Raw genomic sequence first — 18,522 nt, forward strand, 5'->3', positions numbered from 1 at the left:
CAACATCCCGAAGGGGTTGATAAAAATCATAAAGATTGTATCTGATTAAACAATAAATAAAAATAGAGAATGGATATAATAGGATATGTATTGATCGGCCTGGTGGTCGGCGCCGTTGTCGGCGTGCTGGTAGGGAGATACCTGCTGAGAAACCTGCTAAAAACGCAGGAGATTGCGGCCCAGACGAAGGTGAAGAAAATGCTTAAAGACGCAGAAAGCAAAGCCGAGATTTTAAAAAAGGACCGCTTACTTGAAGCAAAGGAGAAGTTTCTGCAATTGAAATCTGAACATGAGCAAGAAGTAAATAGCAAAAACAACCAGATCAACCAACGCGAAAATGCCATCAAGCAAAAGGAGCAAAGCATCAATCAGCGTTTAGAGAACTATAACAAAAAAGAACAGGAACTTGATAACCACAAAAAGAACCTGGAAAAACAAACTGAGCTGGCTGTAAAGAAACAGGAAGAAGTTGATGTTTTAAAGAATCAACATGTTATGCAATTGGAAACTATTGCTGGCCTGAGCGCTGATGAAGCTAAAAACCAATTGATCGATAGCATGAAGCAGGAAGCGCGTACGCAGGCTATGATTCAGGTGAAAGATATTGTAGATGAAGCTAAGCTTACTGCAACTAAAGAAGCTAAGAAAGTGGTAATTCAGACGATACAGCGTACTGCTGTTGAGGCTGCTATTGAGAACACTGTTTCTATCTTTCATATCGAAAGTGATGAGATCAAAGGTCGTGTAATTGGTAGAGAAGGCCGTAACATTCGTGCCCTTGAAGCTGCTACAGGTATTGAGATCATTGTGGATGATACCCCTGAGGCGATTATCTTATCAGGATTTGATCCGGTAAGAAGAGAGATTGCCCGTTTAGCATTACACCGTTTGGTAACTGATGGCAGGATTCACCCTGCACGTATTGAAGAGGTTGTAGCTAAAACCAAGAAGCAGATCGAAGATGAGATTGTTGAGATTGGCGAGCGTACAGTGATTGATCTGGGTATCCATGGTCTGCACCCTGAGTTAATCAGGATGGTAGGACGTATGCGTTACCGTTCGTCGTATGGTCAGAACTTGTTACATCACTCACGTGAGGTAGCTAATTTCTGTGCTACTATGGCTGCTGAGCTAGGCTTAAACGCTAAAATGGCGAAACGTGCTGGTTTATTACATGATATAGGTAAAGTGCCTGATGATAACCCGGAATTGCCACACGCAATCCTTGGTATGCAACTGGCTGAAAAATATAAGGAGCATCCTGAAATTTGTAATGCTATTGGTGCTCACCATGACGAGATAGAAATGACTTCAATGATCTCGCCGATTATTCAGGCTTGTGATGCGATTTCAGGTGCCCGTCCAGGTGCACGTCGTGAAGTTGTAGAAAGCTATATCAAACGTTTAAAAGAACTGGAAGAGTTAGCCCTTTCTTACCCAGGTGTAGAGAAAACTTTCGCTATACAAGCAGGTAGAGAGCTACGTGTGGTAGTTGAAAGTGAAAGAGTAACTGATCAGCAAGCTGAATTGTTAGCTGCTGATATCTCTAATCGTATACAGACAGAGATGACTTATCCGGGACAGATTAAAGTTACGGTAATCAGAGAAACCAGATCGGTTTCATTTGCAAAGTAAAAGCGCAACAAAATTGTTGTATTTCATAAAAGCGGTAGATTAGTCTACCGCTTTTTCTATTTTTACAAAGAAAACTACCATAACATGAAGAAGGATCAAAATAAGGCAATGGCGATTGAAAGTAAAAGCAAGGTTGATGTACTTTTTGATAAATATGCAGAAAGTCATCAGAACCATACCAATGAAATCATTCATTGGATTTGTGTCCCGTTAATTGTGTTTAGCTTATTGGGGCTGGTATGGGCCATCCCTTTTCCTCACCTTGAATTTTTAGGGAAGTATAACGGGTTTTTAAACTGGGCATCCTTTCTGATCGCTTTTTCTTTATATTATTACTTCACCTTATCACCTGTTTTGTCCTTTCTAATGCTATGGGTAATAAGTTTGATGAGTTACTTCATCGTTCAGCTAGAATACTGGCAGACAGCTGGTGGACCTGCATTTTGGTTAGTTTGTGCAGTGATTTTTGTAGTAGCCTGGATAGGTCAATTCATAGGTCATAAAATCGAAGGAAAGAAGCCCTCATTTTTAGAAGATGTTAAGTTCTTGTTAATCGGCCCAATTTGGTTATTACACTTTATTTGTAAAAAAGTGGGGCTAAGATACTGATCTTAATAGCACTTAACATAGAATTAACACGTTGGTAAACGAATGGTAATTTAGCGCTAACATAGGGCTAACATTGTGGTAATAACTTTGCTGGAAATTAATATACGGCAAAATTGAAATCACAACTAAACCTTAAAAGAGCAATAATTACTGTACTATTCGTAATTATTAGCGCAACAGTATTTGCACAAACGGGAAAAATTTCAGGTAAGATATCTGATAAGAAGACGGGTGAAACACTGATCGGTGTAACGGTAAAAATCAAGGGTACTACAAAAGGCTCCTCTACTGATGTAGAAGGACGCTACGTAATAAGTGCATTAACAGCAGGTAAATATACTATCGAAGCTTCTTATGTTGGTTATACCACTAAGAGCATCGCTGATGTTGAAGTAACCGGTACGGGAACTACTTCGGTAGATTTGATCATGGAAGAGTCTAATTCACAAAAACTGAATGAAGTGGTTGTGACTGGACAGGCGAGCAGAGAAACACAAACTGCTATTCTTATGAATCAAAAAAACTCAACAGAGATCAAGCAGGGTATCGGCATACAGGAAATGTCGAGAAAAGGCGTAAGCGATGTTGAGGAAGGATTGACTAAGATTACAGGTATCACAAAGGTAGACGGTAGAGGTCTATTTGTACGTGGTTTGGAAGACAGATACAATAATCTATTGATTAACGGTCTGGCGGTTCCTTCAAATAACCCGTTCAAAAAGATTATTCCTTTGGATTTGTTTCCAACAGATATCGTAAGTGTATTGGAAACTTATAAAACCTTTAACTCAGGTTTATATGGTGATTTCGCAGGGGGTACATTTAATATTGTTACCGCCAAAGGAGAGAAAAGCCTAACTAAGATTAATATAGGAACTAGCTTTACAACCAATAACAACTTCAGGAAGTTCCTGATTTCTAAAGACGCCAATTCCTTTAGTGATTTTGTAGGTTTCTCAGGAAATGAGCGTGACCTTCCTAAGGTAGTTGGTAAGGTTCCTGGCGCTTACACCATGACACCGGATGAGGCCAATACACAGTTTGGTTCTGGTTTTGATGTAGAGGAAAAAACAGCTCCTTTGAATAGCAGCTTTGGTATTTTGCATACTCAAAAAATTAATCTTCAAAATCAGCGTTATCTGCAATACCTTGTGTCTGTAAATTTCGATAACAATTTCCAGGTAAGAGAGGGTGTAGATAGATTTTTCAATACCGCTCAGGGAAATTATGATAATAATCTATACACTACCAAGTACAAGTTCTCTACGAACTCATCTGTGTTGGGTGCAATCAACTACAGGACGGAACGCTTAAACTTAGGAGTGAATGCTTTTTATCTTAAAAGCACAGAGAACATGATCCAGGATCAGTTAGGTTATACCAATAGCCAGGCTACTGTAAATAATTCTTTTATCAGATTAAATCAGTTGCAAAATACGGACTTTTTAAATGCTCAACTTACTGGTGGTTATAAACTGACTAAAGACGACAGACATAGTGTAAAGGCAGGCGTATCTTATTCGAAAACAAAATTTGAACTGCCTGATAGAAAATCCTTCAGAGGCTCACGTGTTGATGATGAAAACAGCTCAGTAAACTATACCGGTAACAGCATAGTTAGACAATACATGGATTTCGATGGTAGCTTTTATGCTTCTGGCTTAGCAGAGTACAATTGGAAATTTGGAAATGAAGATTTAACTAAAGCACATAAACTCTCTTTAGGTTACAATGGATCATTTAATAAAATGGAATCAACTTTCAGATTCCTTGTTTCTCAAAATATGGGTTCAAACAATGTAATCTTTAATACCAATCAGCCGGATGCTAAATTTTCTTCTGAAATCACTGATGGCAGTTTCACTTACAGAGATGGATCAAACGCGACTTATAAGGCAAGAATGCAAGAGGCAGTTAATGCAGGGTATGCAGATTTGGCTTTAAGGTTAAGTGACAAAACTAATTTAAATGTAGGTACCAGATTTGAACAGTCGCAAAGAATAACGAGGTACAGAAACTCAGGAAGCTTTGATGCTCCTTTTGAGAAAATTGTAAAAGAGAACTTTGACATCCTTCCTTCCCTGAATTTAAAATATGCTTTAAATGACAATTCGAATTTCAGGATTTCAGCGTCTAAAACATTAACGAAACCAGTAATTATGGAAGCATTCCCTCTGGAGTTTGTTAACCCTGATGCAACTATTGAAAATGGTAATCCAAACGTGATCAATAGCAAGAATTACAACCTGGATGTGAAATATGAATTGTTTCCATCCAATAAAGAAATGTTAGCCATAACAGGTTTTGCAAAGTATTTACAAGACCCTATTGAAAGGTTATTCGTTCAATCAGCAGGCAGTGGTGGTTTGCAGATTACCTATAACAACTCTAAGAAAGCAATTTTGTATGGGGCAGAATTAGAGTTCTTACTTGAATTAAAAAGATTAACGGAATCACTTTCAAACTTCTCAGTAGGCTTTAACACTTCATTGATGGTTACTGAAGTGACGATTGACAGACTTAAAAATAGTACTGAAACTGCTGCAATGCCTGGTAACAGTGGTAAACGTAAGCTGCAGGGAGCTTCGCCATGGTTGATTAATGCGGATATAAAGTATGAGGCTGAATTTAGTAAGAAATGGAAAAACACCATGACCTTAGCTTATAATATTTATGGAGAACGTATTTATGCAGTAGGTACAAATGGATTGGATCACTATTATGAGAAACCTTTTGGTAAGCTGGATTTCATTTGGAACAATAAAATTGGCGATAAATGGGATGTAAAAGTTGGTGTAGAAAACATATTAAACCCACTTTATAAAGTTGAATTAGGAGATAAGAGCCAGATAGACATTGTAGAGAAAGATCTGACAGTAAAGGATTACAAAAGAGGTGTAGGTTTCTCTCTAGGCTTGGGCTATACCTTTTAAAATCAAAAATCAGTTAACAATTATTTAACCTATTGATGATCTAAGGGTAAAGTAAAATTAACCTATTGAAAATATTGAAGAATTAAATTTGAAGAAATGAAAACAAATCTTTTAAAAATGAAAAAAGTATTATTTGCAATTGCAATTTCAGCATCGATTTTCACAGGTTGTTCAAGCGATGATGATGCGCCAGTTATAAAAGAGCCAGTTGTAGGCGAAATCAGTGGAAACCTTACAACCAGTAAAACTTTTGCTTATGGCAATTACACTTTAAAAGGAATGGTTAAAATCCAATCAGGTGTGACCATAACATTTGAAAAAGGATCTACCATCACTGCTGATAAAACAAATGGTGAAACAGGTTTAGTCGTTTTAAACGGTGGTAAATTAATTGCTGAAGGTACAGTTAATGAGCCAATCGTATTCACTGAAAAATCAAAAGTCGCTGGATCATGGGCAGGTATTATTATGTATGGTGATGCTCCGATTGTGGGTCTTTCATCAGCTACATCTGCAACTTCGGAAGATGGGTTAAGCTTAAGTTATGGTGGAACAAACGCCGCACACAATGGTGGTTCTTTAAAATATGTAAGAGTAGAATATGCCGGACAAGTAATCACATCACAAACAAAAGAGCATAACGGATTTTCTTTCTATTCAGTAGGATCTGGTACTGTACTTGAAAACCTTGTTTCTTATAAAGGTAACGATGATGGTTTCGAGTTTTACGGTGGTACCGTTAGCGGAAAGAATTTAATTTCTTATGGTAATGGGGATGATGCGTTTGACTGGCAAGATGGCTGGAAAGGCCAGGACAATACAAACTGGTTTGCATATCAAACTGGTGTTGCTAATTATGGAATGGAAGTTGAAGCAAAAAGTGTAAACAATGCTTTTTGGCCAAAAGTTACTAATATCACTTTAAAAAGAGCTGCTGGTACAACAACAGAAGGACAAGGTGAAATTCAGTTAGATGCTATCCAGTTTAAGAAAGAAGGAAATGGTGACTATAGCAATATCGTAATCGATGGATATGTTAACCAAACAACTCCTACTGCCTTTAACGGTGGTGCTGTTCAAATATTGGATTTAACTACCTATACGAATCAGGTAGTTGGGGGTAAAATCAAATTAACGAATGTTAAAGTTACCAACACGCCAAATATTTTCGTTACAGGTGGTGCAGGTTTTACAGTTTCAGCTGCTAGCTTCCCTGGTACCAACTGGGGTGTAAATACTACTGCAACAGGAGCTTCTCTTGCTGCTGGTAAATGGGCTACAGTTGATGGTGTGAACTTATTAGCTAACTTATAGAATTTAAGATTTCTATTTAAAGAAGTCAATTGTAAAACAGGCTGTCCTCTTGAGGCAGCCTGTTTTGGTTTATAACAAATGCGGTAACTCTGTGTTATTTAAGACCAGGTTCATAGGCATACACCACCCTATAAGGTAAGTTTTTTAGATTCGTTGAGATCTGTCCTATACTTAAATTCTCCTTTTGAGGTGTAGGCTCGCAAAAAGAATATGTTTTTCCATTATAAACGATAGGGGTACCTATCGGTTTATCAAATTGTACCGCCATAGTAATGTGTGTTGGGTATAACAACGCGATCATTGGCAGATCGTAAATTTCCTTAACCAGGTAAAAGAACAAGGCAGCGCGATCGTCGCAATCGCTATACTTAGAAAATAGTGTTTCCTCAGGGGAAAGCCGTTTCTCTTTGCCAAAGTTTTTATCGTCCTCTTCATATAAAAAAGCATACCTGGTAAAGCGCATTAAATAATCTATGCCTTTTTTTTGTTTCATGCCGTTGAGGTTCTTTTTAAGCAAAGGAATCAATGAACCATAAGCCTCTTTGCTCAATGGAATGTTGAAGTACGATTCAAAATCTACCACCGGGTAGTTGACAAAAATATTCTCTACATCCGTATTCAGTTTAATGTTGAAGTGATAAACTTTATGTTTATAGCTAAATTGTAATTGCTTTTCATAATAGTCTTCCGGTTTAAAGTCGGGCATCCTGGTCACTTTATAAGAAAAGGCACCCTTAGCTTCCGGCATACTGATCATGTTGTAAGGTGGGACCTTATTCAGGTCAGCATAGGCATAATCATGGTGATTTAAACACATGTACTTTTTGTCCTTAAACATGGCAAAAGGAATGTCCGAAATATCTTCATCATTATATACATAGAAGATGATCCTGTTGTCGGCAATTGTTAACCTGGCATCATAACCAGATTTGCCTAACAGAAACCATTTGTAAAAGGTATAGCGCTCGTAGTTGTCCTTTTTCGGACTGATAGCCTGAGCTGTTTTCCGGATGAGCTGATAATATAACCAGTCATTTAGCTGGTGTTTCTTTTTATAAGACAACAGCGTATCTACAACAGAGCCGTACTTTCCGTTGTTCAGTTTTGCATAATAAGATTTAACCGTTTGTTCTGAAAGCGTTTTTTGATTGCTTACAATAATGGAGGAGTCTATATTGAGGTTGAAGGTGTCGTTATAAAACTCGAAGCTGATGTTATACCCTTTGGCCTGACCATAGGATTGTTCCATGATCAGAAGCAGGCAGAGCGTACCGAATATTTTGAGCAGACGGTTCATAGCTGGTTAATATTATATTCATATTAAATATACATAGAATTAACATAGAATGTATATTAAGCTTTAGTCTTTAAAACTTTTTATCATAATGAACAATTAACAAGCCCTTAACATGATGACCTTACTTTTGTGACATAAATATTTGGTTAGTATTTATAAAGTTTAGGTTTAGTTGATAACAAAAAGCCACGATGGATGTCGTGGCTTTTTGTTTTAAAAATTCTTTCCTACCTTCTCCAGCATTTCCGCCGGAATGTTTTGCATATCAACAACCAGGAAGCCATCCAGACAGTCAGAAAACTTCGGATCTATATTGAAGCAAATGATTTTTGCATTCAGATTCATGTATTGCCTTAATAAAACAGGAATCTTGATATGGGTGTTTTCAATATCAGAGATTAAGCTATCCAGGTCTTTTAAAGACTCACTACTTTCAACGAGCAGATCTTTATCAATGGCAGATAAATCGGCTTTAAACTTGTTTTTGGGCTTTACATAATGTGCCAGCTCGTAGTCGAAGTGATTCTTAGTGATGTAATCAACAATCAGCGATTTAGAGAACTTAGAGAAGTTGTTGCTGATGCTAACCGGTCCGAACATATATCTGTACTGTGGGTTATCCAATAGGTATTTTAAAATACCTTTCCATAGTAAGAATAAGGGTAATGGCTTTAACTGATATTCTTTTCTGATCCATGAACGACCAAGCTCAATACCTTTTCGTAGCAAGGGATAGAATGGCTCTTTAATTTTAAACAGTTCAGAAAGGTAAAATCCCCTGCGACCCATGGTATTTAAAATCTCATCGCCCTTACCAATGCGGTAAGCACCTACAATATTTTGCAGTTCCTTATCCCATATAAATAGGTGATTGTAGTAAATGTCGTAATTATCTAGGTCGATCTTTTTATTGGTCCCTTCGCCAACTTCTCTAAAGGTGATCTCTCTTAAGCGACCAATTTCTCTTAATATGTTTGGGATGGCGACTGTTGGCGCAATGTATACTTCGTAATTCTTTTCCTGCCAAACCCTAAAGCCTTCCAGTCCCTCAATCTCTTCAACAATCACATTGCGATCTGTTTCCTCGATAATCGGCTCCGGCTTTTTCTTAATCTTGAAAAGGTTGATAGGGTTAAACAATTTCTTCTCTTCTTCCAGTCCGGTACCCAGTGCATAGGTGCGGGCCCTTAAAAAATCGAGTAATTTGTTGGTATTGTTCCGGTACGAAATGTCTTCGATATTGATCGGCTTGCCTATTCTGACCTTTATTTTAAGTCCCTGTTTATTTAAAAACTCTGATGGCAACTTAGCCGTTCTGAGGGTAGGGTGAATAAAACTCAGGATGTTAAACAATACCCCATTGTTACCATGGAAGTAAATTGGGACAACCGGCACTTTTGCTCTGGCTATTAATTTACCAACTACAGGGTGCCATATGCGATCCGTGATTTCTTGTTTATCTAAACTAAAGGTCGAAACCTCACCTGCAGGGAATATCCCGATTGGAATTCCATTTTGTAACAGATCAAAAGTTGCTTTTAATCCACTTATGCTGGACGTATGTTGAACGTTTTCGAAAGGGTTTACCGCAACAAAGAACTCGCTCAGATTCGGGATTTTTTTAAGGATGAAATTAACCATCACCTTGGCTTCGGGCCTTACTGTGCATAATAGTTTTACAAGAGCCAATCCTTCAATTCCTCCGTAAGGGTGGTTGGCAATTGCAATAAAGCCGCCTGTTTTAGGTATGCTTTTAAGATCATCTTCATCAAAATCTATGCTTACCCCTATAGTTTCTAATATTTTGTCAACAAATTCGAGCCCGTTAAAGTGCTCGTTTTGAGAAAAGACTTTGTTGATGTCGTTTAATTTCATCATCTCCATGAGCAAAGCCGCTAATCCGGGTACCCCTAACTTATCTATCTTAGTGGCCTTTGCAAACTCTTTGGTAGTTATGATCTTCATTTAAATTGGATTAATGAATTGTAAAGCAATTTCAAAAATAAGACTTATATTTTTAAAGTTCGTTACCTGCTTAAAATATAACATTGGGTTATTGTATAATCGGGCCTGATGTATAAAATCATTGCGGTTTCCGCATAGCCTGTTTCTAGATAGGGGCTAAAGCTTCACGCTATATATGCTGGAGTTAGCAAAAGGTGCTGCTCCTTATAATTTCTGGGAGGTTGGCCGGGTGTTGATGAGTTCTTGCCGGGACCCATAGCCTCATTAAGGGCGGAGCAAAGTTCCGGTAAATCCTAAGTAACTAATAGTATTTTGCATGGTGGGTTGGTTGTTCTTAAATATCCTGGTTAAATTGGCCTATGAAGAGATGGCTGATTACCTATTTTAGTTTTACCAAAAGAGAATTCAATGGTTTAATGGTCTTGATGGGTTTGATTCTACTTATGATGATTTTTCCTTATATATATGGTTTAATAAAGTCGGAAGAACCCATTACTGAAGCCGATGAACTTGCGGTTTTAAAACTGGCTCTTGAAGATAAACAGAAGATCGCTGAGGCAACAGTAAATAAGGGCAATGGTAAAGATGTAGCTAAAAAGAAAGCTGTGCGCTTTGTCTTTGATCCGAATACGATTGGGCAGTTGGAATGGGAACGGTTGGGACTATCTGCCAGACAGGCTCGGTCTATTTTGAACTACAGAGCTAAAGGTGGCCAGTTCAGGACTAAGGAAGATTTGCGCAAAATGTATACGATAACTGAACAAATGTATGTGCAGCTGGAGCCCTATGTTAAGATTGTTCCCCCTAATGTGGATTATTCGGATATCAAGCCTAAAGCGTATACTAAATCGTCTTTGGTAAAAGCTAAGTCTGAAATCATTGAGATTAATGGAGCTGATACAATTGAACTGGATAAGATAAAAGGAATTGGGATGGCCTTTGCAAATCGTATTGTGAAGTACAGAGCACGAATAGGGGGATTTTATAAAAAAGAGCAATTGATGGAAGTATTTGGACTGGATTCTGTAAAGTATATTGAAATTAAGGACCAAATAATCGTTGATGCATCTAAAATAAAAAAGATAAATATCAACACAGTCGAGATTGATGATTTTAAAAATCATCCTTACATCAGGTATAAGCAGGTAAATGCACTGATACAATATCGAAAACAACATGGAAAATATAGTAATTTTGCAGACTTAAATAAAGTGGCCATCTTAAACCAGGAAACGATTGATCGTTTGGCTGCCTATCTTGAATTTTAATTATGATCGAATCAAAAATAAAGTCAACTGTAAGGGATGTATATGATTTCCCTAAACCCGGAATCGTTTTTAAAGACATTACCCCTATACTTAAAGACGCTGCATTGTGCCTGGAGATCGCGCAAGCTTTGGCTGCGCAGCTAAAGGGCATTGAAATAGATGTGGTAGCAGGTATAGAAAGCAGGGGCTTTTTGTTTGGCCCGGCATTGGCACAGCTTTTAAATGTCCCGTTTGTACCCATCCGGAAAGCCGGTAAGCTCCCTTACAAAACTGTACAGCAGACTTACAACCTTGAGTATGGATCGGCAACGATAGAGCTGCATGAGGATGCTTTAGTAGCCGGACAAAAAGTTTTGATTCATGATGATTTACTGGCTACAGGCGGGACTGTTGTTGCTGCTTCTGAATTGGTTATGCAATTAGGGGCTGAGGTTGCCGGATACTCATTCATTATAGGACTGGATTTCCTTAACGGAAGAGTGCGTTTGGAGCCTTATTGCAATAAAATTTTCTCTCTGGCATCTTATTAATTTACGGTGATTTCCTTCATTTCCTTCGTTTTTTGAGCCTGTTCAGCATTTTTTTTGAAAAAAAATAAAAGTTTTTTTGTGCTGTATTTATTTTGCCCAGAAATGATAGGGTAGGTTAATGAACTAAATACCATTTCGTTCTATCTTTTGACGAATTTTTGCTTGTGAAGCTGTGATTTTATTTGTTTATCATTGCTCAAATTCAAACAATAAAATATGTTAGAAACGATGGATAACTCTGTGGGATACAACTTTAGTATTTCAGAAAATCAGGAGATGATCAGAAGAATGGTAAAAGATTTCGCTGAAAAAAATATCAGACCAAAACTGATGGAATGGGATGAAGCGCAATATTTTCCTGTGGAAGTTTTTAAGCAATTGGGTGAACTTGGGTTGATGGGCGTATTGGTTCCAGAAGTTTATGGAGGATCAGGCTTTGGCTACCAGGAATACGTAGATGTGATTGTTGAGGTAGCAAAAGTTTGTGGTTCTGTCGGTTTATCTGTTGCCGCACACAATTCTTTATGTACCGGTCATATTCTGGCTTTTGGTAATGAAGCGCAAAAGCAAAAGTGGCTGCCTAAATTGGCTACAGCTGAGTGGATAGGTGCATGGGGCTTAACAGAAGCCAACACAGGATCCGATGCTTTAAGAATGATGACTACGGCCGTTCTGGACGGGGATGAATATGTAATTAACGGCGCTAAAAACTGGATCACACATGGTAAAAGCGGTGATATTGCAGTTGTTATGGTACGTACAGGTGAAAAAGGCGATTCTAAAGGTATTTCTGCAATTGTTGTAGAGCGTGGTACACCGGGATTCTCGGCCGGTAAAAAAGAGAATAAACTGGGCATGAGGGCTTCGGAAACTACGGAGATGATATTCGACAATTGTCGCGTTCCTAAAGAAAATCTTTTAGGAAATGTAGGAGATGGATTTAAACAGGCCATGAAAGTGCTGGATGGGGGAAGAATTTCTATCGCGGCATTGTCGCTGGGAATAGCCAAAGGTGCTTACGAAGCTGCAGTTGCTTATGCAAAGGAGCGTCACCAATTCGGACAACCGATAGCGAACTTTCAGGGGATCAGCTTTAAACTGGCCGACATGGCTACAGAGATTGAAGCTGCAGATTTGTTGATTAGACAAGCCGCAGATTTAAAGAATAGAGGTTTACCTATGACAAAGGAATCGGCTATGGCTAAGTACTTCGCCTCGGAAGTTTCTGTGAGGTGTTCGACAGAAGCAGTGCAGATTTTTGGTGGCTATGGTTATACTAAAGATTTCCCGGTTGAGAAGTTCTATCGTGACAGTAAACTGTGTACAATAGGAGAGGGAACATCAGAAATACAGAAAATAGTAATTGCAAGAGAAGTACTGAAAGACTAGTACGCTCAATTTAAAAACGAATATTCTAACCAAATATAAAACTGGTAAGTCCGGCGTATCTAACGATACCCGGATTTATTATTTTATGGAGATGATGCTGTCGACCACAAAAGGACTATAACCTCTCCATGGCAAGCTGTTTACGTATTCTTTATAATGTAGCTCGAATATTTTTCCGCTGTTCAGCATCATTTTCTCTGCAATATCTTTATCACCCACCGAAAATTCAAATTCATTCGATTGTATAGCTCCAGGCTGCCCGGTACGAAATCCGGTCTGGATCAGTTTACCTTCATAGGTTTTAAATAGATATCCTTTTTTAACTACATAGTTGAGTTGTCCGGCTTTAACACCTTCGCCAAATACAAAGTAGTAACGGTAGTAGAAAAATCCGCCAAGGATGAGGAAGATAACACCCAGTACAATGAATAGTGGTTTTTTAGATTTCATAGATAGCTATATATAGATATTTAAATATAAATAAATAACAGCTTATGTATGTCGATTTAGCTTATTAATAATTAAAAGTAATATATTCTTTTGATTATCAAATGAAAGCTATACCTTTGCAGTCCTAAAAACAACGAGAGGAGGTATTTTACGTTATGATTATTATTAATATTAAAGACGGCGAATCATTAGATAAGGCGTTAAAACGTTTCAAAAAGAAATTTGAAAAAACAGGTGTGTTAAGAGAATTACGTAGCCGCCAAGCTTATGAGAAAAAGTCTGTAGCTCGTCGTACACTAGTTAAACATGCTATTTACAAGCAAAATATGCAACTTGAAGGAACGATCTAGTTCTGATAGTTAATTATCATACTAAAGCGCCATCGATTATTCGGTGGCGCTTTTTTTATTTTTCAATGGGGACTAAATGCCATTTTTCCAGCTTATTCATTAAGTCTTCTGGTTTAAAGGGTTTGCGGATATAGTCATTCATCCCGGCATTCATGCATGCTTCCTCGTCATCTGTCATCGCATTAGCGGTAAGTGCAATAATAACAGGTTGCTTTATAACCGTCTTGCGAATGATCTGGGTGGTCTCCAGTCCGTCCATGATGGGCATTTGTATGTCCATTAAAATTATACCGTAGTCCTTCTGACTGACTGCTTCAATCGCTTCTTGTCCGTTTTTAACCAGATCAGGTAAATAACCCATTTTACGTAGAATATTCAGAATCACATGTTGGTTCATCTGGTTATCTTCTGCTACGAGTATAGTGAATGGAAACTTCTTGCTAAAGCTTGTTGATAATTTATTCGGAATCAGTTTTTCATCCTGAAGGGGTGTATATCTGTTCCGATTTCCAATATAAGTATTTATGGTAAATGAAAATGTTGAACCTAGGTCAGGAGTGCTTTCTACCCAAATTTGCCCACCCATTAAGCAGACTAGCTTTTCAGAGATGGCCAGGCCCAGCCCGGTACCTCCATATTTTCGAGTAGTAGATGAGTCTATCTGGGAAAATGCTTTAAATAGCCTGCTTAATTTATCTTCGGGTATGCCTATACCGGTATCCCTTATGTCAAATCTTAATGATACTTGTCCATCGGGTCCGGTATTTTCCAAGTGTACAAACACACAAACTTCCCCTCGCTCTGTAAATTTCATTGCATTACCCACAAGGTTGGTCAAAATCTGTCTCAATCGCAAATGATCCCCAATAATCTGCTGTGGCACATTTTCCTGGATTTGGTAAATTACGTTCAAATGTGGTTGTGCGGCTCTACTTGCAAAAATGTCAAGTACATCCTCAATTAAACGGCGCAAATCAAAGTCTTCTCTTTCTAGTTCGAGATTCCCTGACTCTATTTTTGAAAAATCCAGAATATCATTGATTACATTGATCAGTGTTTCTCCACAGGTACTAATTGTTTCGTTGAACCTTCGCTGTTCATCGGTTAAAAGGGTTTCTCCCAATAGGGCCGACATACCAATCACTCCATTCATTGGGGTGCGAATCTCATGGCTCATTGTAGCGAGGAATATGCTCTTCGCCTGACTAGCCTGATCGGCATCCTGGCGGGCTTCTTCCAATTCCTGATTAAATTTTCTTAGTTGTTGATTGGATTTATCAAGTGCTTCTTCATTCAGCTTCCGTAATGTGCTATATTTTTCCAGCTGATAAGCCCATAATCCACAAATGAAAAATATAACGGAGGCCAGGAGGAGGTGGGTGATGAGGGTTTGGAGATCAATGTAATCCTGGGTGCTGAAATAGATTTCAGAAAAACCGATGTTTTGAAGATGGCTGAAGCTTGTATGATGAAAAACCACCACGATAAGTATGGGGATCTGCAATTTCCATTTCTGGTAAGTTATGAGCATGGTGCTACCGATAAAAGCGAAAAAGTGCATCTCAAACATCCCATGCATCTGATAAATAAACTGGGCCATAAAGATGCCCAGTACAGTACTTAATACGTATTGGTAAAGCGAGGAGTTGGGTAAAGCTATTTTGGTAGAATAATAGGCAAGTAAAGAAATCCCTCCCACTCCAAATCCGATTAACCAGGTGTCATAGTATCTTGCGAAGATAAGTCCAACTAAAAAGAAGCTAATCAGGAAATAATTCATTAACCTATCTGATCTTTCCTTAACCTCAAAAAAGAAAGTGCGTGTCTGGTTATTGGAGGCATTAATGTCTTTATTCATATTTGATTCCTATTATTTTGTGCAATTCGGTAGTTGGCAACCGTAGGCTTGCAATGCGGATTTGTTAAAGGCGATTGTTGCATGGTCGTTTAGCAGACCTGTTATTGCCATTTTTGCATAATTTGTTTTTTCTTCTGTACAATACCTGCTCTTGTTATAGTTTCCTCTATAATATAGTTTATGGTCATTGTCAAGTAGAACAGCCTGGGGGGTAGAGTAAACTCCACAGGAAGTGGCTATGGCGGAATCAAATAAGACAGGTATATTTAAGTCAAATTTCTTTTGAATCTCCTCAATGGTATAGTTTTTTGTGGTCATCACGACTACTGAGAAGTTCACCTGAGTGTTATATTGCTTAACCAGTGATTTGAAATTTTTAATATTAAATCGCGAACAAGGGCAATCAGGATTAAAAAAATGAAGGAAAAGGGGTTTGTTTTTAAGCGCTGCTAATGGTGCTTTTAATGTAATAAGTTGACCGAAATTGGTTGTTTGGTAGTTTTCTGGGACGGGGGTTGGTTGCTGGTATACCCAGTCGCTATACCAAAACAATGCAGCCACAGCAGAGAAAAGCAGTATTAGCCAGGTTATTACAATCCATTTCTTCATCTAATTTTGTTATAAATGTTTGAATAAAACGGTGAATGGTTAGTTCAAGTTCTCTTAAATATGATTATAAATATAAAAATTAAGTCAGATAATATTTTATTAAAAGTGTAAAAACGGATTGTGCCAGTATGTTTCATTCTCTTTAATTATAGTTAATATACGAGAATAATTTGAAGGTTAGCTGGTTAATTGATGTTAAAGCTTATTTTGAGGTTAATTTAAATTTTATGTTAAAATAAAAACAATTAGTCGAACTATGTTTTGTATCTTGACTTCAACGAGCAATACAAGTTTTCTATGGTGGTTGAGCAATTTCTAACCTATTTGCAGCACGAGAAGAGATATTCTTCACATACGATTCAGTCTTACAAAATTGATCTGACCCAGTTTGGTGATTTTATTTTGAAAACTTTTGAGTTGTCGCTCACCGAAGTGAAGTATGTACATGTCAGAGATTTTATGGTCACTTTAATGGATCATGAGGTATCTGCTAATTCTGTAGGCCGGAAATTATCGACCCTTCGCAGTTTTTATAAATTCCTGCTGCGTGAAAATATAATCACGGCCAGTCCGATGGCTTTGGTTAAAGCGCCTAAGGTTCCTAAAAAACTTCCTGTATTTATAGAGGATACTAAGCTGGACCTGTTGCTGGATTCTGAAGAGCTGTTTGATGACAGTTTCCCTTCGGTACGGGACAAGTTGATTATTGAGACTTTATTCGGTACAGGGATGCGTTTGGCCGAGTTGCTGGCACTTAAGGATGCTGATGTTAATTTTTATGATTCAACGATCCGTGTAATGGGTAAAAGGAGCAAGGAGCGCATCATCCCCATAGGTAAAGGCCTGGCAGAACAGTTGAAAAATTATATTTCACTGAAAACATTACAAAACTTTCATAACAAAACGACGGGATTAATCGTTACAGATAAAGGAGCGGATGCTTATCCTGGATTTATCAGAGGGATTGTGCAGCGTTATTTGGCCTTTATCTCGACGCAGGACAAAAAAAGCCCGCATGTGTTGCGGCATTCCTATGCGACTAGTCTGTTGAATAGAGGAGCAGACCTCAATGCAATAAAGGAATTATTGGGACACGCAAGTTTGGCTGCTACGCAGGTTTACACGCATAATTCAGTCGAGAGATTAAAAACAATATATAAACAGGCCCATCCAAAGGCGTAAAAAAAGGAGGAAAACATGAAAATTACAGTTCAATCGATCCATTTCAATGCAGACCAGAAGTTGTTAGATTTTATTCAGAAAAAAGTTGATAAGTTGGATCAGTTCTTTGATCAGATTATTAGTGGTGAAGTTTATTTAAAATTAGAAAATGTAGACGATGAGGCAAATAAAATAAGTGAGATAAAATTAATCGTTCCGGGGGTTACGATGTTTGCGAAAGAGCAATGTAAAACATTTGAAGAGGCCACGGATTTAGCAATAGAGTCGTTAAGAAAGCAAATCACTAAACATAAAGATAAGACGAGAATTAAGTTGAGCGAACACAAGATTCTTTTGAATGCAAATGAAGTATCTGATTATTAGGTAGATATTTCTTAGCTTTTTGATATGAAATTGGCAGATTTACTTCTGCCAATTTTTTTTTGAAAATAATTTTGCATCATATAGAAATTCTTGTAGATTTGCATTCCCATTCAGAGAGGGCGTAGGCCTAACAAGAATGAGAGAAGTTCTGTGAAAGATTAATATTGTAGAAAACATTGCTTGATTTATCAGCGGTGTATATATAAGCCTCCTTAGCTCAGCTGGTAGAGCAACTGACTTGTAATCAGTAGGTCATTGGTTCGATTCCGATAGGAGGCTCTTTTAATTTCGATGTCGTAAGGTGTTGGCAAATTAAAAGCGGGGGGATACCAGAGTGGCCAAATGGGACAGACTGTAACTCTGTTGTCGCAAGACTTCGAAGGTTCGAATCCTTCTCCCCCCACCATAGATTTAAAATCGAAAGATTGGCAATCAAAAGCGGAAGTAGCTCAGTTGGTAGAGCGATAGCCTTCCAAGCTATAGGTCGCGAGTTCGAACCTCGTCTTCCGCTCAAAAATGGAAAAAGCTGGGCAGTCTGCAGGCGTGGAAGTTTAACCTTTGTTTCGGTTAAACGGGTTGCAGATTAAGATTAAAAGCCGAAGTAGCTCAGCGGTAGAGCACTTCCTTGGTAAGGAAGAGGTCGTGGGTTCAAGTCCCATCTTTGGCTCAAAAAAGAGATGCTTTGTGAAACTGTTGTAGAAAGCAGCTGAACAAGGTTTTTCGTGTTGAAATAGTATCAAAACAAATAATAAATAAAAAGTTAACCTACT

General features: G+C 38.0%; 15 protein-coding genes and 4 tRNA genes. 14 read left to right on the plus strand and 5 right to left on the minus strand.

Translation table 11 applies throughout. The features are described from left to right. Positions 1-69: 69 nt before the first annotated feature. The 4 genes from rny to B9A18_RS17700 all read left to right on the plus strand — a co-directional run bounded on the left by rny (position 70) and on the right by B9A18_RS17700 (position 6,491). A complete protein-coding gene (gene rny, locus B9A18_RS17685) occupies positions 70-1,635 on the plus strand; it encodes a ribonuclease Y (protein WP_084290883.1) in 1,566 nt (521 codons plus the stop codon). An 84-nt stretch (positions 1,636-1,719) separates the two neighbouring features. After that, positions 1,720-2,244: an Mpo1 family 2-hydroxy fatty acid dioxygenase gene (locus B9A18_RS17690; protein WP_084290884.1), complete on the plus strand. Its 525-nt coding sequence runs from the start codon at positions 1,720-1,722 to the stop codon at positions 2,242-2,244. Between the two features lie 113 nt (positions 2,245-2,357). After that, the gene (locus B9A18_RS17695; protein ID WP_084290885.1) at positions 2,358-5,177 is read left to right on the plus strand and encodes a TonB-dependent receptor; all 2,820 of its coding nucleotides are present in this window, start codon (positions 2,358-2,360) and stop codon (positions 5,175-5,177) included. A gap of 117 nt (positions 5,178-5,294) precedes the next feature. Further along, positions 5,295-6,491 carry a hypothetical protein gene (locus tag B9A18_RS17700; protein WP_084291014.1) on the plus strand — a complete coding sequence of 399 codons (1,197 nt, stop codon included), beginning with the start codon at positions 5,295-5,297 and terminating at the stop codon, positions 6,489-6,491. Between the two features lie 94 nt (positions 6,492-6,585). Here B9A18_RS17700 and B9A18_RS17705 read toward each other — a convergent pair whose 3' ends face one another. Both B9A18_RS17705 and B9A18_RS17710 read right to left on the minus strand, forming a co-directional pair. After that, positions 6,586-7,788 carry a hypothetical protein gene (locus B9A18_RS17705; RefSeq protein ID WP_084290886.1) on the minus strand — a complete coding sequence of 401 codons (1,203 nt, stop codon included), beginning with the start codon at positions 7,786-7,788 and terminating at the stop codon, positions 6,586-6,588. A 213-nt stretch (positions 7,789-8,001) separates the two neighbouring features. Beyond that, positions 8,002-9,753 carry a lysophospholipid acyltransferase family protein gene (locus B9A18_RS17710; RefSeq protein ID WP_084290887.1) on the minus strand — a complete coding sequence of 584 codons (1,752 nt, stop codon included), beginning with the start codon at positions 9,751-9,753 and terminating at the stop codon, positions 8,002-8,004. A 359-nt stretch (positions 9,754-10,112) separates the two neighbouring features. On the opposite strand from B9A18_RS17710, the gene B9A18_RS17715 reads away from it, so the two are divergent. The 3 genes from B9A18_RS17715 (at position 10,113) to B9A18_RS17725 (ending at position 12,940) form a co-directional block, all read left to right on the plus strand. Beyond that, on the plus strand, positions 10,113-11,021 hold the full coding sequence (locus B9A18_RS17715) for a ComEA family DNA-binding protein (RefSeq protein WP_084290888.1): 909 nt from the start codon (positions 10,113-10,115) through the stop codon (positions 11,019-11,021). Between the two features lie 2 nt (positions 11,022-11,023). After that, positions 11,024-11,551 (plus strand): adenine phosphoribosyltransferase, encoded by a 528-nt coding sequence (locus B9A18_RS17720; protein ID WP_084290889.1) that lies wholly within the window; start codon positions 11,024-11,026, stop codon positions 11,549-11,551. Positions 11,552-11,767: 216 nt separating this feature from the next. Continuing rightward, the gene (locus B9A18_RS17725) at positions 11,768-12,940 is read left to right on the plus strand and encodes an acyl-CoA dehydrogenase (RefSeq protein WP_084290890.1); all 1,173 of its coding nucleotides are present in this window, start codon (positions 11,768-11,770) and stop codon (positions 12,938-12,940) included. 78 nt (positions 12,941-13,018) lie between these two features. Here the strand turns inward: B9A18_RS17725 and B9A18_RS17730 are convergent, their stop codons facing one another. Continuing rightward, a complete protein-coding gene (locus B9A18_RS17730) occupies positions 13,019-13,390 on the minus strand; it encodes a hypothetical protein (protein WP_084290891.1) in 372 nt (123 codons plus the stop codon). A gap of 155 nt (positions 13,391-13,545) precedes the next feature. Here B9A18_RS17730 and rpsU point away from each other — a divergent pair, with 155 nt between their 5' ends. Next, a complete protein-coding gene (rpsU, locus tag B9A18_RS17735) occupies positions 13,546-13,740 on the plus strand; it encodes a 30S ribosomal protein S21 (protein WP_008243148.1) in 195 nt (64 codons plus the stop codon). 55 nt (positions 13,741-13,795) lie between these two features. On the opposite strand, the gene B9A18_RS17740 is transcribed toward rpsU, so the two are convergent. Together B9A18_RS17740 and B9A18_RS17745 are read right to left on the minus strand one after the other, a co-directional pair. Next, positions 13,796-15,598 (minus strand): ATP-binding protein, encoded by a 1,803-nt coding sequence (locus B9A18_RS17740; protein WP_084290892.1) that lies wholly within the window; start codon positions 15,596-15,598, stop codon positions 13,796-13,798. 12 nt (positions 15,599-15,610) lie between these two features. Then, positions 15,611-16,207, minus strand: coding sequence for a DUF6436 domain-containing protein (locus B9A18_RS17745; protein WP_084290893.1), 597 nt, complete (start codon positions 16,205-16,207; stop codon positions 15,611-15,613). Positions 16,208-16,504: 297 nt separating this feature from the next. Between B9A18_RS17745 and B9A18_RS17750 the strand changes: the two genes are divergently transcribed. The 6 genes from B9A18_RS17750 to B9A18_RS17775 all read left to right on the plus strand — a co-directional run bounded on the left by B9A18_RS17750 (position 16,505) and on the right by B9A18_RS17775 (position 18,419). Then, the gene (locus B9A18_RS17750) at positions 16,505-17,389 is read left to right on the plus strand and encodes a tyrosine-type recombinase/integrase (protein ID WP_084290894.1); all 885 of its coding nucleotides are present in this window, start codon (positions 16,505-16,507) and stop codon (positions 17,387-17,389) included. A 15-nt stretch (positions 17,390-17,404) separates the two neighbouring features. Then, the gene (gene hpf, locus B9A18_RS17755) at positions 17,405-17,752 is read left to right on the plus strand and encodes a ribosome hibernation-promoting factor, HPF/YfiA family (protein WP_084290895.1); all 348 of its coding nucleotides are present in this window, start codon (positions 17,405-17,407) and stop codon (positions 17,750-17,752) included. 206 nt (positions 17,753-17,958) lie between these two features. Continuing rightward, positions 17,959-18,031: transfer RNA gene (locus tag B9A18_RS17760), tRNA-Thr, on the plus strand. 41 nt (positions 18,032-18,072) lie between these two features. Then, a tRNA-Tyr gene (locus B9A18_RS17765) sits at positions 18,073-18,158 on the plus strand. Positions 18,159-18,190: 32 nt separating this feature from the next. Continuing rightward, positions 18,191-18,263: transfer RNA gene (locus B9A18_RS17770), tRNA-Gly, on the plus strand. Positions 18,264-18,347: 84 nt separating this feature from the next. After that, positions 18,348-18,419, plus strand: a tRNA-Thr gene (locus tag B9A18_RS17775). Positions 18,420-18,522: the final 103 nt, after the last annotated feature.

Origin of the sequence: Pedobacter nyackensis (genome assembly GCF_900176505.1) — a bacterium.
GTDB classification, from domain to species: domain Bacteria; phylum Bacteroidota; class Bacteroidia; order Sphingobacteriales; family Sphingobacteriaceae; genus Pedobacter; species Pedobacter nyackensis.

Bases quoted from the DNA above. Each gene is read 5' to 3' on its own strand.
- hpf (WP_084290895.1), top strand. From the start codon at position 17,405: ATGAAAATTACAGTTCAATCGATCCATTTCAATGCAGACCAGAAGTTG.
- B9A18_RS17700 (WP_084291014.1), top strand. From the start codon at position 5,295: ATGAAAAAAGTATTATTTGCAATTGCAATTTCAGCATCGATTTTCACA.
- B9A18_RS17750 (WP_084290894.1), top strand. From the start codon at position 16,505: ATGGTGGTTGAGCAATTTCTAACCTATTTGCAGCACGAGAAGAGATAT.
- rpsU (WP_008243148.1), top strand. From the start codon at position 13,546: ATGATTATTATTAATATTAAAGACGGCGAATCATTAGATAAGGCGTTA.
- B9A18_RS17710 (WP_084290887.1), bottom strand. From the start codon at position 9,753: ATGAAGATCATAACTACCAAAGAGTTTGCAAAGGCCACTAAGATAGAT.
- B9A18_RS17705 (WP_084290886.1), bottom strand. From the start codon at position 7,788: ATGAACCGTCTGCTCAAAATATTCGGTACGCTCTGCCTGCTTCTGATC.
- B9A18_RS17745 (WP_084290893.1), bottom strand. From the start codon at position 16,207: ATGAAGAAATGGATTGTAATAACCTGGCTAATACTGCTTTTCTCTGCT.
- B9A18_RS17715 (WP_084290888.1), top strand. From the start codon at position 10,113: ATGAAGAGATGGCTGATTACCTATTTTAGTTTTACCAAAAGAGAATTC.
- B9A18_RS17740 (WP_084290892.1), bottom strand. From the start codon at position 15,598: ATGAATAAAGACATTAATGCCTCCAATAACCAGACACGCACTTTCTTT.
- B9A18_RS17730 (WP_084290891.1), bottom strand. From the start codon at position 13,390: ATGAAATCTAAAAAACCACTATTCATTGTACTGGGTGTTATCTTCCTC.
- B9A18_RS17720 (WP_084290889.1), top strand. From the start codon at position 11,024: ATGATCGAATCAAAAATAAAGTCAACTGTAAGGGATGTATATGATTTC.
- B9A18_RS17725 (WP_084290890.1), top strand. From the start codon at position 11,768: ATGTTAGAAACGATGGATAACTCTGTGGGATACAACTTTAGTATTTCA.
- rny (WP_084290883.1), top strand. From the start codon at position 70: ATGGATATAATAGGATATGTATTGATCGGCCTGGTGGTCGGCGCCGTT.
- B9A18_RS17690 (WP_084290884.1), top strand. From the start codon at position 1,720: ATGAAGAAGGATCAAAATAAGGCAATGGCGATTGAAAGTAAAAGCAAG.